This window comes from Micromonospora sp. MP36, assembly GCF_008119785.1.
GTDB lineage: Bacteria > Actinomycetota > Actinomycetes > Mycobacteriales > Micromonosporaceae > Micromonospora.
The window spans coordinates 214,910-229,488 of the sequence record NZ_VSFA01000001.1 but is presented as its reverse complement, the minus strand read 5'-3'; the positions used below and the strand labels follow the sequence as shown (position 1 = coordinate 229,488).

Here is a 14,579-nt window from a genome sequence, read left to right as displayed (position 1 = left end):
CGTCGAGCCGGCCGAGGCGCCGGACGTGGACGAGCTGCCCGGGCTGCGGTCCCAGGCCGAGGAGCTGACCGAGCTGCTCGACCTGGGCTTCCACCACCGGGAGGTGCTGCGGCGGCTGGGCACCACCGTGTCGCTGGGCGTCCTGGTCAGCGGGCCGGCCGGCTCGGGCAAGTCGGCGCTGGTCCGCGCGGTCGCCGCCCGGGTACGCGCCCGGGTCTGCCCGCTCTGGGCGCCGGAGCTGGCCGCGCTGAGCAACGACGCGGCGGCCCGCCGGCTGCGCGAGGCCGCCGCCGCGGTACGCGCCGACGGAGCCGCCGTGCTGCTGGTCACCGACGTGGAGGCGCTCGCCCCGGCGGACGAGCCGGGCCCGGTGGCCACGGTGTTCCGCCAGGTGGTCGCCGAGACGGTCGCTTCCGGGGCGGCGGTGGTCTGCACCACCGGCCGCCCGGAGGCGGTGGATCCCGCCGTGCGCGCCCCGGACCTGCTCTCGCTGCGGATCACCGTGCCGCTGCCCGACCAGCCGCTGCGCCGGGAGCAGTTGACCGTGCTCACCCGGCAGGTGCCGCTCGCCGAGGACGTCCGGCTGGACGAGGTGGCCGCCCGGACGCCCGGCTTCGTCGCCGCCGACCTGGCCGCGCTGGTCCGCGAGGCCGGCGTACGGGCCGCCCTGCGGCAGAAGGCGGCCGAGACACCGACGGTGGCGATGGCCGACTTCACCGCCGCGCTGGAGGTGGTCCGGCCCACCACGATGGCCGCGTCCACCCTGGAACTGGCCTCGGTGACGCTGGACGACGTCGGCGGCCTGCACGAGGTCAAGGAGACGTTGACCGAGTCGGTGCTCTGGCCGCTGACCTACCCGGACACCTTCGCCCGGCTGGGCGTGACGCCGCCGCGCGGGGTCCTGCTGTACGGGCCGCCCGGCTGCGGCAAGACCTACCTGGTCACCGCGCTGGCCGGCTCCGGGCGGGCCAACGTGCTGTCGGTGAAGGGTGCGGAGCTGCTCTCCAAGTGGGTGGGCGAGAGCGAACGCGCGGTCCGGGAGCTGTTCCGCCGGGCCCGGGAGGCCGCGCCCACCCTGGTCTTCCTGGACGAGGTGGACGCGCTCGCCCCGGTCCGGGGGCAGGCCACCGACGGCGGTACCACCGACCGGGTGGTGGCCGCCCTGCTCACCGAGCTGGACGGGGTGGAGGCGCTGCGCAACGTGGTGGTGGTCGGCGCGACCAACCGGCCGGACCGGGTGGACCCGGCGCTGCTGCGCCCCGGCCGGCTGGAGCGCCTGGTCTACGTACCGCCGCCGGACGGTCCGGCCCGGGCGGAGATCCTCCGCGCGGCGTCCCGGAACGTGCCACTCGCCCCCGACGTGGACCTGGCCGCGCTCGGCGCGGAGCTGGACGACTTCTCGGCCGCCGACTGCGCGGCCCTGGTCCGCGAGGCGGCGCTCGCCGCGATGCGCGAGTCCCTGTCCGCCGCCACGGTCACCGCCGCCCACGTCGAGGCGGCCCGCACCCGCGTCCGCCCCTCCCTCGACCCCGCCCAGCTGTCCGCCCTGGCCGCCTACGCCGCCGCCCACCAGTGACGTGCGTTGATCATGAAGTTGTTGCGCGCCGCACCGGGGCGTGTCGGGGCAACAACTTCATGATCACCGCATGAGGGGGCAACCGGGTTCAGTCGGTGGGGAGGAGGGGGCCGAGGGGGCCCAGGTCGAGGTTGAGGTCCTCCGGGGAGAGGCCGAAGTAATCACGGAGGTGGGCCATCTGCTCCTCCAGGGCCATCAGCGTGGTGCCGATGCGTTCGACCTGCTCCTCGGTGAGGTCACCCAGGTCGACCCGGCGCAATGCCTGGCGTTCCATGAGCTGCCGCAGCAGCTCGACGATCGTGAGCACCAGGCTGGCCAGCCCGCGCTCGACGGAGTCCTGGTCGACGGCGAGCCGGCGGTCCAGCGGCCGGACCCGGGGTGCCTGCCACTGCGCCTCCCCCAGCGCCGCCGCCAGTTCGGCCGCCTCGTCCCGGCTGGTCACGGCTGTACCTCCACTTCGGCCGGTTCGAGTTCGGGCGGGGCGAGCGCGCCGACCGAGGCGATCAGCGCGCGCAGCGAGATCCGGACCAGGTCGACGTCGGCGATGGCGATGGTGATGTCCCCGGTGATCACCACGCCGGTGGCGAGCACCCGGTCGAGCAGGTCCACCAGGGCCACCGGCCGGTAGGTCAGCGGGTCGTCGGCGCTGCTCGGGACCAGCGAGGTCACGCCCATGCCGACCGCCACCTTCCGGGGCCGCCCAGGGCCGGGCGGGCCGCCGCCGCGGTCACGCCGCCCCCCGAACCGGGTGCGGCTCCGGTTCCGCCACGAAGGAGTACGGCGGCCAGGGGCCGGTCAGCTCCAGCCGGATCTCCGGGTGCCGGTCCGCCAGCGCGCCGATCAGCGCGGAGAAGGCGTCCAGCCCGTCCCGGTCGATCAGGTACGCGCCGTTGAGCACCATGGCCGTGGGCGCGCCGGAGAGCCGCCGGTCCTGCGGGGCGTGCCGGCGGGCGGCGACCGCACACCCGGCGAGGGCGGTGTGCACGGCGGCCGCCGCGTCGGCGGCGATCCGCTGCCCCTCCTCGCGGGCGCTGAGCTGGGCCCGGCGCCGCCGCAGGTACGCCGCACCGGCCCCGCCCCCGCCGGCCGGTTCCTCGACGCGCGGCGTCGCCCCGGGCACCACGTACCCCTTGACGCCCCACTCCTCGCGGCCGGTGAGCCGGGCCAGCGTGGCGGTCAGCTCGTCGCGCCGCTCGACCAGCGCCCGGGCCGCCCGGTCGTCGTCGCGGTAGACGGTGGCCAGCCGGGCCGGCACCACCGCGCCGGCCCGGGACAGCGCGTCGACCACGGCGTGATGACTGCGGGCGGCCCGTTCCAGCCAGGCCAGGTCCTCCAGATTGCGGCGCAACGCCTCCTCGCCGTACTCGGTCAACGGGGCGTCGCTCACCACGGCGACCAGACCGGCGGCGGCCACCGTCCGCACCGGCGTGCCGGCGATCCCGGTGATCCCGGCCAGGGTGGCCGGGTCCGCCTCGGCGACCACGCCGTGCAGCCAGACACCGGTGTCCAGCGCGGCGGCCGAGGTGCGGTCAGCCGTCGTACTCATCCCACTCCTCCCTCGCGGCCCGCTCGGACCGGCCGGCGACCCGCGGCCGGCGGGCCGCCTCGACCTCCTCCGGGTCATGGGGACCCGGCTCGACCGGCGGGCGGGCCCGCGAACTGAGCCACGGGTCGTGCTCCCACCAGTCGATGCCGATCTGCCGGGCCGTGTCCACCGACGCGATGACCAGCCGCAGCTTGAGCGTCAGCAGCTCGATGTCGAGCAGGCTGACCCGGATGTCACCGGCGATGACTATGCCCCGGTCGAGGACCCGTTCGAGGATGTCCCCGAGGTTCGCCGGATCGTGCCCGGCCGGCAGCACCTGACCGGAGTTCTGCACCACCGCAGGAGTCCGCCCAACGGTCATCTCAGTCCCCCTTGCCCCGCTGGTAGCGGCGCGTCCGCCGGTAGGCGAACAGGCTGCCGGCCAGGTCCAGCTCGACCTCATAGAGGCCGAGCAGGTCGGTCGACGCCGGGATGCGGCGGTCCTCGACCACCTCCACCCCGATCAGCCAGCCGTCGTCGGTGGGCTCGATCGAGGTGATCCCGAGTGGGTCCCTGCCGGTCAGCCCGACGATCTGGCGCAGCCCTTCCCGGGCCGCCTCGGCGGCCGAGATCTCCTCGTACTCCTCCTCGTCGGCGTACCGGCCGGCTTCCCGGTCGTCCGGGTCGCGCCGGCGTTCGCGGTCGCCGTCGCCGCGGATCCGTCCTGGTGCCATCTCATCTCCCTCGCCCGCGGCGCGGCCCGTCCCGTCGGCCGCCGGCCCGCCGCCGCACGGGCGGCTGCCGTCGGCCGGTGGCGGTGCCGCGGGACGGGGTCGGGCTGGTGGAGCCGGTGGGCTCGGTCAGCCGGTCCAGCACCCGCTGCTGGGCTCGGTCCCGCTGCCGCGGGCTGATCTCGCCGGCCGCCGCCGCCCGGTCCAGCTCCTCCAGCTCGCGCCGGATGTTGACCGGGTTGTACTGCTGCGACTCCGCCTCCCGGGCGATCACCTTGACCACCACGGTGAGCCCCCGCACCGGGGCGTACGGCAGGGTGAGCAGCCCCCAGAGGATGTCCACGGCTCAGTCCACCAACTGGTGGGCGCTGACGAAGTCGTACGGGGCGAGCGGGCCGAGCAGCCGCATCCGGACCAGGTCCCGCCGCCGCTCGGCGAAGTCCTCCACCGCCTGGATGAACTCGTCCTCGTCGTCGGTGGTGACCAGGAAGGCCACGTTCACCGCGTCCAGCTCGTGGCTGGGCGGGCGGGCGGCGTTCGCCACCGCGTACCGGCCCACCGCGTCGACGAGGTCGCGGTTCTCCGCCTCCCGCCGCAGTTCCACGGCCTGCGCGATCATCTCGCCGAGCCGGATCCGCTCCTCCCGGCACTCCACCTCCGACCGGCCGCGCACCTGGTCGGCGAGCGCGGCGGCGGGCGGGTTCTGGGCCAGCAGCCCGCTGATGAATTCCGCCTCGGCGAACCGACCGTGCACCGTGTACTGCACGCGATCCTCCAGCTCCGCCAGCGCGGCGGCGAACCGGTCGTGGTGCGCGTCCAGCAGGTCGTCGACCGCATCCTCGCCGGTGACCACGGTGCCGAACCGCACCGGCAGCACCGGCGCCACCGCCGCGGTCGCGTCCAGCAGCCGCTGGTACGCGGTCAGGTCGGCCGGCCGGCCAATCGGCTCCTCCAGCCCGACCTCGCTGACCAGCACGGCGAGGTCACCCTGCCGGATGGCGGTCACCTCGCCCGGCGGGGAGCCGACCCCCTCCGCGTCCGGGGTCGGCTCCACGTCGGACGGCATGATGCCGTAGAGGAACAGGCCGGTCTCGCCGGCCGGCTGCTTCCGCTCATCGGTCATGTCAACGCTCCTCGTCCCGGCGCCGGCGCGGTCGCTCGCGGTCGGCGTCGCGGTCGCCCAGCGAATCCACCACGGCACCGCTGATCTCCTGGGCCGCCTTGCTGAGGCCGGAGACCGCCTTGCCCTTGGTCGCCGCCCCGGCCGCGTCCCCCACCATGTCGGGCAGGCCCTTCGTGCCCTTCGGGGTGATGCTCAGCCGGTCCACCGTCTCGGCGAACCGCAGGTACGTCTCGACGCTGGCGATGACGATCCGCGCGTTGATCTCCAACAGCTGGATGCCGACCACCGCGACCGACACCTGGGCGTCGATCACCACGCCCTTGTCCAGCACCGTCTCTACGACGTCGGCGAGGCCACCCCCACCGCTGCCGCTGCGCTCCAGGGCGCTACCTGACTGACTTCCGGTTGTCGTGGCTACCGTCATTCGTGACGCTCCTCTCGCCGGCGGCGAACCACCGGCCGTCGGGGGGATTCCGGGGTACGCCGGGCCAGCCGGGACCGCTGCGGCTCCGGGCGCGGCTCCCGCTCCTCGCGGGGCTGCGGGCGGCGGGCCCGCTCGGGCTGCCGGCGCCGCCGTTGCTCCTCCTCCGGTTCCTCGGCGTACTCGTCCTCGTCGTAGTCGTCGCCCTCGTCGTAGGCGTCGTACTCCTCCTCCTGCTCGGGGGGAAGCCGGCGCTGCGGGGTACGACCGCGGCCGCGCTCGGCGGGCGGGCGCTCCGCAAGCTCCTCCTCGCAGCCCGCGTGGGCCTGCTGCTCCTCGCGAAGGGCGGTCTCGTGGTCCTTGACCACCCGCGAGTCCTCGATCTCGCCGCGCCAGCCCTCGACCGCCTCGGGGTCGAGCACGGTGTGGGTCATCACGTGCCGGACGAAGTGCTTCAGCTCCAGCCGCACCCGGCGGCCCTGGGCCCGCCAGAGGTTGCCGGTGCGCTCGACGAGGCCCTGCGGGTGGTATTCCAGGACGACCAGGATCCTGGTCAGTTCGGGGCCGACCTCGTGGAAGCTGACGGTGCCGTCGACGTGCCCCTTCTCGCCCTTGGACCGCCAGTGGATCAGCCGGTCGGGGATCTGCCGGACGATCGTCGACTCCCAGGTCCGGTGCGACCAGAAGACCTGCGCCTTCCAGGTCATCTGCTCGTCCGACTCGCAGTCGGCCTGCGCCACCTTCTTCATGAAGCTCGGGAAGTCGCCGAAGGTCGTCCACTGGTTGTACGCGACCCGGACCGGCACGCCGACCTCGATCGTCTCGACGATGTTGGTGACCTTGAGCTTCTTGCCGCCCTGGGCACCCTTGCCGCCGCCACCACTGAACGCCGACATCAACTTCTCCTTACCGCCGGCCAGGCCGGCATGGAACATGGCCTTCATCGGCGAGTGGCCCTCGGCGAGCTTCTGCATCCCGGTGGCGGCGGCGACCAGGCCGGGGCCGCCGCCCTGCTGCGCGTACTCGCTGAGCCGGCCGGTGGCGCCGATGATCCGGTCGGTGACCGCCTGCACGGCCCGTTCGCCGATCGCGGAGGCCAGGTTGCGCAGCTCGTCGCCGAGCTGGTCACGCGCCTTGTCGGCCAGGTTGCTGGTCGCCATGCTCACCGCCTCCGTCGCCGGCTGCCGGCCTCGGCCCGGTCCTCGTCGTCGTCCCCCGCCTCGGGCTGCTGGTCGAGCTCCTGCTCCTCGTCGGGGGCCGAGCGCTCCCCGGCGGCCGCCTCCGTGCCCTGCCGGTCGCCGCCGGACCTGCGGCGCAACGCGTCGGCGCTGCCGCGTAGCTTCCCGCTCAGCGCGTCGATGCCGCTGCCGGCGGCGGCGGTCGCCGCGGCCTTGCCAGCCGTGGCGAGCGGTCCGCCCAGCTTGCTGAGGTTGCTCAGCTGGGGCGAGGAGTTCACCAGCTCGCTGCCGTACCGCAGCAGGCCGCCGGGGTCCTTGCTGGCCCGCCCGACGGCCACCGCGGCGGCCAGGGTGAGGGCGGTACGCAGCTTTCTGCGGCGGCCGAGGAGGTAGCCGAAACCCACCGCCAGCGCTACCCGTGCTCCGCTCTTCATACGTTCTCCTTCGCTCCCCGGCGGACGCGGACACCGCTCGTGGGGGCAGGCCGGAAAACAGCTACCGGGGACCAGCGGAAATGGGCCTGCGACCGGGCGTCCCGTATCAGCGGACCCGGCGGGCAGTACCCGGGGCCCCATCCGCAAAACCTGTCCGCGCAATTCGCGAGAGGTGTGTCACGGGGTAATCGGACAGCCGATCATGACCGGGCATCGGGCGAACAAAGCGGACAGGCGTAGCGCCACGAGCAGAGAGAAGGCGATATCACCCAGAAAGGAGAGGGGAACTCAGCGGGCGGGAAGCGCGGAATCGAGACACATTTCCGCGTGCAACTTCCCGTCCTTCTCGCGCAATTCTGCGCCGCATTTCTTCAGCACGGATATCGCACCGTGATTGTCCGGGGTTGTTTCCGCGACCACGGTACGCATACCGGCCGCGGCGGCGGCGTTCAGCAATTCACGCAGGGCGGCCGCGCCGAGCCCCTGGCCCCGGGCCGAGCGCCCCAGCCACATCCCGGTCTCCACCGTTCCGGGTTCGTCGCAGCGGGTCATCCGGACCATGCCGACCACCTCGCCACCCGCCACGATCGCGAACATCAGGGTGCGGGTGGGGCCGTCCAGGCCGCCGAAGCTGGCCCGGTGAAACTCTCGGAACGCGTCCCGGCGGGCCAGCGACCAGCCGGCCGGGGCCTCCACCGGGGGCATGACGTCCTCCGGTTCCGCCTCGGCCGCTGCTACGGAGAGCAACGGCTCCAGGTTTCCCTCGTCCACCGGCTCCAGTCGAACGGCACGCGTCACGAGCCGCAGTCTGCCGGTCGTACCGGCCCAAGTCCACCCCTTTGGTCCCGGACTGCCGGTCCGGCGGAGCGTACCGGCCGGTCGTACCCCCTCGGTGTTCCGCATCACGCTCCGTTGTCAGCCGACCGGACCTTCTTCAGTCCGCCGGGCCGAACTCGCAGAACACCACCGAGGCGTCGTCGGTCCGTTTGTGCCGGCGCAGCCGGTCCGGGTGGTCCCGCTCGGCGGCCCGCACCCGGCCGATCAACCCCGCCGGCCCCGCCGCGGCCGTCACGTCGAGCAGGCCCGCCCAGTCGAAGAGGCCGAACTGCTCGACCGCGCAGGACGCGCCGTCGCTGAGCAGCGCCGCGCGCCGCAGCGCCCCCGGCCCGCGCAGCGGCAGCGTCCCGGTCACCGCGTGGTACGCCGCGTCCGGGTCGGCGGCGGCGGCCCAGTAGCCGTGGGTCCGGTTCATCCGGGCCCGCTGCACGGTCACCGACCGGTGGAACCGGGTCGCCGGGTCGATGTCTCCGTCGGGCAGCGCGGCAGCGGCCCGGCGCAGGTCCGCGAGCGCCGCCTCCAGCCGCTCGTCGGAGACCACGCTGACCTCGCCACCGGCGTCCAGCACCAGCGGGCTGTCGCAGAGCACCAGGTAGTCCACCTGCTCGCCGCCCTCCCGGAGCAGGCAGACCGTGGACGACGGGGTCCCCGGGTGGTCGAGGTCGCACTCCCCGCCGTGGTCGGCCCGGACCGCCAGGATCGCCGCCGCGAGGCTGCTCATCAGCGTGGCCGCCGGCCGGGCCGCGACGGCCAGGCCGATCCGGGCGGCCAGGTGCCGGACGTACCAGGCCGGGCCGTGCACGCACCCGGTGTCGAAGCCCTCCGGCACGGTGGCTCCGTCGAGGACCCCGACCAGCGGCCCGAACTGGAAGGCGACGTCCTCGTTCTCCAGGCGGCCCGGCGCGGGATCGGAGGCGGACCGAATCCGCATCATCGGCGCCGTGCCGACCGGCCGCGCCGGCCGGCTCCCCGTCGGGTACCGGTGATCTGGTGCCCCCATCCGTCAGCTCCCTCCGTACCGGCGCTCCCCCGCGGCGCGGCCGACGCCGCGCAGCACCCCGGGAGCCGTCGCCTCCCCCGGCCTACCCGGAGCAGCGGACGCCATGCGGACGGTGACCGGGACGGCAGCCCCGCAACTCACCGAGGCGCACCCCGACTCGGGCGCGCCGCCGCCATCCTGCACCGGCCGCACGCGGACGGGAAGGTCAGCGCCGCCGGTTGCGGGCCCGGGAGGAGCGCAACCGCCGCAACCGACCGATCAGCACCGGCTCGGCGGCCAGCGCGGCCGGGTGGTCGAGCAGCGCGTTGAGCAGCTGGTAGTAGCGGGTGGCGGAGAGCCCGAAGGTGTCCCGGATGGCCTGCTCCTTGGCGCCGGCGTGCTTCCACCACTGCTGCTCGAAGGCGAGGATCTGCCGCTCCCGCTCGGTCAGGCCGTCCGCGCCGTCGGCCGGTTCGGGAGCGCGGTCGGCGGCCTCCGCCGGCCGGGTGTCGGGGGCCGACGGCGGATCGGCGGGCGGTGCCGGATCGGCCTCGACGGCCGGGGCGGAGCGGGGCGGGGGGACGGTGACGCCGGCCTCCCGGCGCGCGACGTCGGCGGGCCCGGACGGCTCGGGCCGATCGGTGGCGGCCGCGGAGGCGTCGGCGGGCATGGCGCTCCTCGGGAGGCGGACGGCCGGCGCGGCGACCGCCGGCCGGGGGGACCCCAGCCTAACCAGGGCCCGCCCCGGCCGCATCGGACGTGGTGTCCGCGCCGGTCAGCGGCACGGACACCGGCGGGCGGTCAGGAGATGTCCCGCCGCCGCATCAGCCAGAACGCGGCGACCAGCACCAGCGCGGTGCCGACGCCGAACACCAGCGCCGAGTCCTGCCAGGTGATCAGCAGTTCCTTGGGGTTGCACTGCCCCTGGGCGAAGTCACAGGACTTGTAGTCGAGCAGCTTCCACTGCTTCTCGAACCAGGCCATCGCGTAGGTGGAGAGGACGTAGCGGTCGCCGAAGCGCACCCCGGCCAGCCCGACGGCGATCCGGATGCCGATCTCGCTGATGACGCCGAGCCCCACCGCCGCGCCGAGCGCCATCGCGGTGTGCCGGCCGAGCGAGGCGAGCGCGGCGGCCACCGCGGCCACCGCCAGCACCAGGGCCAACGCCCGGCCTCCGCTGATGGCCGTGGACTGCCAGGCCCCGGAGGTCATCTTCGCGGTGCTGCCGCGGTACGTGCCGATCAGCCAGAAGGCCAGCGTCCAGAGCGCCCCGAGCACGATGCTCACCCCGAGCACCGCGCTCAGCACGGCGGCCAGCTTGGTGGCGAGCACCGCCAGCCGTTTCGGCCGCCAGAGCAGCAGGTTCATCATGCCGCCGGTGCTCCACTCGGCCCCGACGAAGGATGCCCCGACGATGAACGCGAAGAGCGCCAGCATGCCGGCGAACACGGCGATGAAGTTGCCGAACTCGCCACGGAAGTCGAACTGGTAGGGCAGGTGCCACTTCGGGTCGAACATCTCCGGCTGCGGCTGCCACTGCCGGCCGCAGTCCGGGCCGTACCGCTCCTCGGTCTTCTCCCCCCGTGCGGCAGCCGCGTCACACTCGGCAACGGTCCGCTCCCAGTCCTTCGTCGCCTGCCGGTAGTCGGCGTCGGCCTTCGCCTGCGCCTCCGCGACCACGGCCGGGGAGAGCTTGTGACTGGAGTAGCTGAAGGCGGTGGCGACGCCGGCCAGCCCGAGCACCAGCAGGACCAGCAGCAGCCGGGTGAGCCGGCGCTTGAACAGCCGGCGCAGTTCGGTGACATACAGGCTCATGCGCCCCAACCTCCTCCGGTGCCGGCAGTTCCCGGCTCACCGACCTTCGTGGACTGGTCGACCTGCCGGTGCTGGCCGGGGACCGGCGCGGTGGCGGTCAGTTCGAGGAAGACGCTCTCCAGGTCGACCGCGACCGGCGTCAGCTCGCTGACGTACAGGCCCTGCTCGGCGAGGAGGCGACTGACCGTGGCCGGCTTGTCGACGCCGGTGAGCAGCAGGTGGTCCGGTTCCGTGCCGACCCGGATCCCGGCCCGGGTGAGCGTGTCGGCGGCCTTGGGCAGGTCGGTGACCGCCTCCAGCCGGACCCGCACGGTGCCCTGCGAGTGGGCCGCGAGCACCTGCTCGACCGGCCCGAACGCGACCCGCCGCCCCAGCGAGATGATGGTGACCGAGTCGCAGATGAGCTGGATCTCGCCGAGGATGTGGCTGGAGAGCACCACGGTCATGCCCGCGGCGGCCAGGTCCCGCATCAGGCTGCGCATCTCCCGGATGCCGCCCGGGTCGAGGCCGTTGGCGGGCTCGTCCAGGATCAGCAGCCGCGGGTTCTTGAGCAGCGCGGAGGCGACCGCGAGCCGCTGCTTCATGCCCAGCGAGTAGGTCTTCACCCGCTCGCCGGCCCGATCCCGGAGCCCGACCAGCTCCAGCACCTCGTCGACCCGCTGCCGCGGCAGCTCGCCGGCCTGGGCGAGCAGACCCAGGGTGTCCCGGGCCGAGAAGTGCGGGAAGAACTGCGGACTCTCCACGATGGCCCCGACCTGCCCGGCCACGACGGGCAGCGAGTGCGGCAGCTCCTGACCGAGGATGGCCATCCGGCCGCCGTTGGGCTTGATGAGGCCGAGCAGCGTACGCAGCGTGGTGGTCTTGCCCGAACCGTTCGGGCCAAGGAAGCCGTGCACCTGCCCGGCCTCGACCCGCATGTCGAAGCCGTCGAGCGCGTGTCGCACCCCGCGTTTGCGGCTCCGGTACGTCTTGCGGAGACCCTCGATTTCCAGGACAGCCGACAAGCTGACCTCCCCCGATGTGTAGGTGACAGCCGACACCATACTTGGTATGCAGCGGGCGGCAATACCGGGTATGCAGCGACTCGCCCAAGTGAGCTAGTCGAGAGGGGTTTCCTGGCCGATCAGGCGCAGACGACCTGCACCCCGGCGTCCCGGAACGCCTGCACCACAGCCGGGGCCGCGCCGGAGTCGGTGACCAGCGTCTCCACCCGGTCCACCGGGCAGATCCGGGCGAAGGCGTGACCACCGAGCTTGGACGAGTCGGCGATCACCACCACCCGCTTGGCCCGGGCCACCATCAGGCTGTTCATCGCCGCCTCGCCCTCGTGGTGCGCGGCGGCGCCGAGCTGCGGGTCGATCGCGTCCACGCCGAGCAGCGCGACGTCCAGGGTCACCTCGCGCAGCAACGCCCCGCCCAGCGGGCCGACCAGCTCGAACGACTTGGGCCGGACCACGCCGCCCGCCACCACCACCTTCATCCGGGAGCGGACCAGCAGCTCGTTGGCGATGTTCAGGGCGTTGGTGACCACGGTGAGCTGGGCACCCTCGGCGTTGGTGTTGAGATCCGGCCGCACGGCCAGCGCCCGGGCCACCTCGGTGCTGGTGGTGCCACCGTTCAGGCCGACCACGGTGCCCGGGGACACCAGCGCCGCGGCGGCCGCCCCGATCCGCTGCTTCTCGGCCGAGTGCTTGGCGGTCTTGTAGCGCAGCGGCAGGTCGTACGACACCCCGTTGGCGACCGCCCCGCCCCGGGTACGCGTGATCATCTGCTGCTGGGCGAGCTGGTCGAAGTCACGCCGGATGGTGGCCTGGGAGACGTCCAGCCGCTCGGCCGCCTCCTCGACGCTGACCCGACCGCTGTCGGTCAGCATCTCGAGCAGGGCGTTCCATCGGGCGTACCGGTCCACCGCGGGGGCCTCCACTGACTCTGCACGAACGGTGATTGATTGCGTGCACAGTAGTGCGCGAAACTACCAACACGCAAAACCCTGACCTGCGCAATCTGGGAGGCAGTTGCCACGGCCACCCCGGTTCGCGCAGAATGACGCGCGAAAGGCGGCCATAACGCGCCGTATTGCGCAAGGTCTCCCTTGGCGAGGAGTTGTCATGGCGTACGTGCACGCGGAGATCGCGAGCCAGCCCGACTGCTGGCGGGAGGCGGCGCGGCTCGCCCCGACGGTCGCCGACAGCCTGCCGCGCCCCGGCGAGCGGGTCGCCGTCGTCGGCTGCGGCACGTCGTGGTTCATGGCGACGGCGTACGCCGGGCTGCGCGAACGCGCCGGCCTGGGCGAGACGGACGCCTTCCAGGCCAGCGAGTTCCCCACCGGCCGCCGCTACGACCGGCTCATCGCCATCACCCGCTCCGGCACCACCACCGAGGTGCTGGACCTGCTCGCCGCGCTGCGCGGCCAACTCCCCACCACGGTGCTGGTCGGCGACCCGGCCTCCCCGGCGGTCGAGCTGGCCGACGCCGCGGTGACCATGCCCTTCGCCGACGAGCGCTCGGTCGTGCAGACCCGCTTCGCCACCAGCGCGCTCGCCCTGCTCCGCGCCCACCTCGGCGAGGACCTGGGCCGGCTGGCCGCCGACGCCGAGGTGGCCGTCCGGGCCCCGCTGCCGGTCGACCCGGCCGGGATCGAGCAGGTCACCTTCCTGGGGCGCGGCTGGACGGTCGGGTTGGCCCAGGAGGCCGCGCTGAAGTGCCGCGAGGCGGCCACCTTCTGGGCCGAGGCGTACCCGGCGATGGACTACCGGCACGGCCCCATCTCGATCGCCGCCCCGGGCCGGCTGGTCTGGGCGTTCGGCGGGATCCCCGAGGGGCTGCCCGAGGACGTCGCCGCCACCGGGGCCACCTTCGTACACAGCCGCACCCACGGCTGCCACACGGTGCTGACCAGTTGGGCGGCCGGGCGTACCCCGGTCGACCCGATGGCCGACCTGATCCTCGCCCAACGCTTCGCCGTCGCGCTCGCCACCAGCCGCGGCCTCGACCCGGACGCGCCCCGGCACCTGACCCGCTCCGTGGTGCTCGCGTGACGTCAGGCGACGAGGTCGTCGTCGCGCTCGACGTGGGCGGCACCGGGATGAAGTGCGCCCTGGTCCGCCCCGACGGCCGGACCGCGCACACCGAACGCCACGCCACCGGGGCGGCCCGCGGCCCCGAGGCGGTGGTGGGGACGATCCTCGACGTCGCCGAGGGGCTGGCCGGCAAGGCGCGCGCCGATGGCCTGACCCCGGTGGCCTGCGGGATCGCCGTCCCAGGGGTGGTCGACGAGGCCCACGGGATCGCGGTCTGGTCGGCGAACGTGGGCTTCCGGGGCGTACCGGTGCGGGACCTGGCGCAGGCGCGGCTCGGCCTGCCCACGGCGCTCGGCCACGACGTGCGGGCCGGCGGCCTGGCGGAGGCGCGGCTCGGTGCCGGCCGCGATGGTGGCCACGTGCTCTTCGTCGCGATCGGCACCGGCATCGCCGCCGCCCACGTGGTCGACGGCTCGGCCACCGTCGGCGCGCACGGCGCCGCCGGGGAGATCGGCCACATCCTGGTACGCCCCGACGGCCCGCGCTGTGGCTGCGGCCGCCCCGGCTGCCTGGAGGCGGTGGCCTCGGCCTCGGCGATCGGCCGCCGGTACGCCGAGCTGTCCGGCGCCCCGGCCACCGCGGCCGAGGTGGCGGACCGGTCGGCGGCCGGTGAACCGCTGGCCGGCCGGATCTGGCGGGAGGCGGTCGAGGCCCTCGCCGACGGGCTCGCCTCCGCCCAGGCGCTCTTCGACGTCGAGACGATCGTGATCGGCGGCGGGCTGGCCCAGGCCGGATCCCGGCTGCTCGACCCGCTGCGCACGGCGCTGCGCGAACGGCTGACCTTCCACCGGGAGCCGCGCCTGGTCGAGGCGGCCCTCGGTGACGAGGCCGGCTGCCTCGGTGCCGCCCTGCTCGCCCTGGACATCCTGGATTAAGGAGA

At 74.1% G+C, this 14,579-nt stretch carries 16 protein-coding genes and 3 pseudogenes; 3 read left to right on the top strand and 16 right to left on the bottom strand.

Going from position 1 to position 14,579, the window contains the following annotated elements; all coding sequences use genetic code 11:
- Positions 1 to 16: 16 nt before the first annotated feature.
- A pseudogene (locus FXF52_RS01085) lies at positions 17 to 1,576 on the top strand (AAA family ATPase); the annotation flags it as partial.
- Between the two features lie 88 nt (positions 1,577 to 1,664).
- On the opposite strand, the gene FXF52_RS01080 reads toward FXF52_RS01085, so the two are convergent.
- The 16 genes and pseudogenes from FXF52_RS01080 to FXF52_RS01005 form a co-directional block, all read right to left on the bottom strand.
- Positions 1,665 to 2,018 carry a gas vesicle protein K gene (locus tag FXF52_RS01080; protein WP_222870412.1) on the bottom strand — a complete coding sequence of 118 codons (354 nt, stop codon included), beginning with the start codon at positions 2,016 to 2,018 and terminating at the stop codon, positions 1,665 to 1,667.
- Positions 2,015 to 2,251, bottom strand: a complete 237-nt coding sequence (locus FXF52_RS01075; protein WP_148793221.1) for a gas vesicle protein — start codon at positions 2,249 to 2,251, stop codon at positions 2,015 to 2,017. The genes FXF52_RS01080 and FXF52_RS01075 overlap by 4 nt, the downstream gene beginning before the upstream one ends.
- 52 nt (positions 2,252 to 2,303) lie before the next feature.
- A complete protein-coding gene (locus FXF52_RS01070; RefSeq protein WP_148793220.1) occupies positions 2,304 to 3,122 on the bottom strand; it encodes a GvpL/GvpF family gas vesicle protein in 819 nt (272 codons plus the stop codon).
- A 160-nt stretch (positions 3,123 to 3,282) separates the two neighbouring features.
- Positions 3,283 to 3,483, bottom strand: a pseudogene (gene gvpJ / locus FXF52_RS43945) (gas vesicle protein GvpJ); the annotation flags it as partial.
- A 1-nt stretch (position 3,484) separates the two neighbouring features.
- Complete coding sequence (locus FXF52_RS01060; protein WP_148793218.1) at positions 3,485 to 3,835, bottom strand: gas vesicle protein; 351 nt, start codon at positions 3,833 to 3,835, stop codon at positions 3,485 to 3,487.
- Position 3,836: 1 nt separating this feature from the next.
- Positions 3,837 to 4,175: a gas vesicle protein GvpG gene (locus FXF52_RS01055; protein ID WP_222870411.1), complete on the bottom strand. Its 339-nt coding sequence runs from the start codon at positions 4,173 to 4,175 to the stop codon at positions 3,837 to 3,839.
- A gap of 3 nt (positions 4,176 to 4,178) precedes the next feature.
- The gene (locus tag FXF52_RS01050; RefSeq protein ID WP_148793217.1) at positions 4,179 to 4,955 is read right to left on the bottom strand and encodes a GvpL/GvpF family gas vesicle protein; all 777 of its coding nucleotides are present in this window, start codon (positions 4,953 to 4,955) and stop codon (positions 4,179 to 4,181) included.
- 202 nt (positions 4,956 to 5,157) lie between these two features.
- Positions 5,158 to 5,379 (bottom strand): annotated as a pseudogene (gvpJ, locus tag FXF52_RS43940) (gas vesicle protein GvpJ); the annotation flags it as partial.
- A complete protein-coding gene (locus FXF52_RS01040; protein WP_148793215.1) occupies positions 5,376 to 6,536 on the bottom strand; it encodes an SRPBCC family protein in 1,161 nt (386 codons plus the stop codon). The pseudogene gvpJ (FXF52_RS43940) and the gene FXF52_RS01040, both read right to left, overlap by 4 nt.
- Before the next feature lie 2 nt (positions 6,537 to 6,538).
- Entirely contained in the window at positions 6,539 to 6,988 is a 450-nt protein-coding gene (locus tag FXF52_RS01035) for a hypothetical protein (RefSeq protein ID WP_148793214.1), read from the bottom strand.
- Between the two features lie 288 nt (positions 6,989 to 7,276).
- Positions 7,277 to 7,786: a GNAT family N-acetyltransferase gene (locus FXF52_RS01030; RefSeq protein ID WP_148793213.1), complete on the bottom strand. Its 510-nt coding sequence runs from the start codon at positions 7,784 to 7,786 to the stop codon at positions 7,277 to 7,279.
- 136 nt (positions 7,787 to 7,922) lie between these two features.
- Complete coding sequence (locus tag FXF52_RS01025) at positions 7,923 to 8,825, bottom strand: hypothetical protein (protein ID WP_148793212.1); 903 nt, start codon at positions 8,823 to 8,825, stop codon at positions 7,923 to 7,925.
- Positions 8,826 to 9,030: 205 nt separating this feature from the next.
- The gene (locus FXF52_RS01020; RefSeq protein ID WP_148793211.1) at positions 9,031 to 9,474 is read right to left on the bottom strand and encodes a DUF3263 domain-containing protein; all 444 of its coding nucleotides are present in this window, start codon (positions 9,472 to 9,474) and stop codon (positions 9,031 to 9,033) included.
- Between the two features lie 131 nt (positions 9,475 to 9,605).
- Complete coding sequence (locus FXF52_RS01015) at positions 9,606 to 10,619, bottom strand: ABC transporter permease subunit (protein ID WP_148793210.1); 1,014 nt, start codon at positions 10,617 to 10,619, stop codon at positions 9,606 to 9,608.
- Positions 10,616 to 11,623: an ATP-binding cassette domain-containing protein gene (locus tag FXF52_RS01010; protein WP_148793209.1), complete on the bottom strand. Its 1,008-nt coding sequence runs from the start codon at positions 11,621 to 11,623 to the stop codon at positions 10,616 to 10,618. The genes FXF52_RS01015 and FXF52_RS01010 overlap by 4 nt, the downstream gene beginning before the upstream one ends.
- Before the next feature lie 119 nt (positions 11,624 to 11,742).
- Entirely contained in the window at positions 11,743 to 12,528 is a 786-nt protein-coding gene (locus FXF52_RS01005; RefSeq protein WP_148793694.1) for a DeoR/GlpR family DNA-binding transcription regulator, read from the bottom strand.
- Positions 12,529 to 12,727: 199 nt separating this feature from the next.
- Between FXF52_RS01005 and FXF52_RS01000 the strand changes: the two genes are divergently transcribed.
- Together FXF52_RS01000 and FXF52_RS00995 are read left to right on the top strand one after the other, a co-directional pair.
- Positions 12,728 to 13,657 carry an SIS domain-containing protein gene (locus FXF52_RS01000; protein WP_148793208.1) on the top strand — a complete coding sequence of 310 codons (930 nt, stop codon included), beginning with the start codon at positions 12,728 to 12,730 and terminating at the stop codon, positions 13,655 to 13,657.
- Positions 13,654 to 14,574, top strand: a complete 921-nt coding sequence (locus FXF52_RS00995) for an ROK family protein (protein WP_148793207.1) — start codon at positions 13,654 to 13,656, stop codon at positions 14,572 to 14,574. Before FXF52_RS01000 ends, FXF52_RS00995 begins: the two co-directional genes overlap by 4 nt.
- The last annotated feature ends 5 nt before the right edge of the window (positions 14,575 to 14,579 follow it).

What these genes read in the sequence shown, in the direction of transcription:
- FXF52_RS01075 (WP_148793221.1), bottom strand. Translation starts at nt 2,251, where the DNA reads ATGGGCGTGACCTCGCTGGTCCCGAGCAGCGCCGACGACCCGCTGACC.
- FXF52_RS01070 (WP_148793220.1), bottom strand. Translation starts at nt 3,122, where the DNA reads ATGAGTACGACGGCTGACCGCACCTCGGCCGCCGCGCTGGACACCGGT.
- FXF52_RS01060 (WP_148793218.1), bottom strand. Translation starts at nt 3,835, where the DNA reads ATGGCACCAGGACGGATCCGCGGCGACGGCGACCGCGAACGCCGGCGC.
- FXF52_RS01050 (WP_148793217.1), bottom strand. Translation starts at nt 4,955, where the DNA reads ATGACCGATGAGCGGAAGCAGCCGGCCGGCGAGACCGGCCTGTTCCTC.
- FXF52_RS01040 (WP_148793215.1), bottom strand. Translation starts at nt 6,536, where the DNA reads ATGGCGACCAGCAACCTGGCCGACAAGGCGCGTGACCAGCTCGGCGAC.
- FXF52_RS01035 (WP_148793214.1), bottom strand. Translation starts at nt 6,988, where the DNA reads ATGAAGAGCGGAGCACGGGTAGCGCTGGCGGTGGGTTTCGGCTACCTC.
- FXF52_RS01025 (WP_148793212.1), bottom strand. Translation starts at nt 8,825, where the DNA reads ATGGGGGCACCAGATCACCGGTACCCGACGGGGAGCCGGCCGGCGCGG.
- FXF52_RS01020 (WP_148793211.1), bottom strand. Translation starts at nt 9,474, where the DNA reads ATGCCCGCCGACGCCTCCGCGGCCGCCACCGATCGGCCCGAGCCGTCC.
- FXF52_RS01015 (WP_148793210.1), bottom strand. Translation starts at nt 10,619, where the DNA reads ATGAGCCTGTATGTCACCGAACTGCGCCGGCTGTTCAAGCGCCGGCTC.
- FXF52_RS01000 (WP_148793208.1), top strand. Translation starts at nt 12,728, where the DNA reads ATGGCGTACGTGCACGCGGAGATCGCGAGCCAGCCCGACTGCTGGCGG.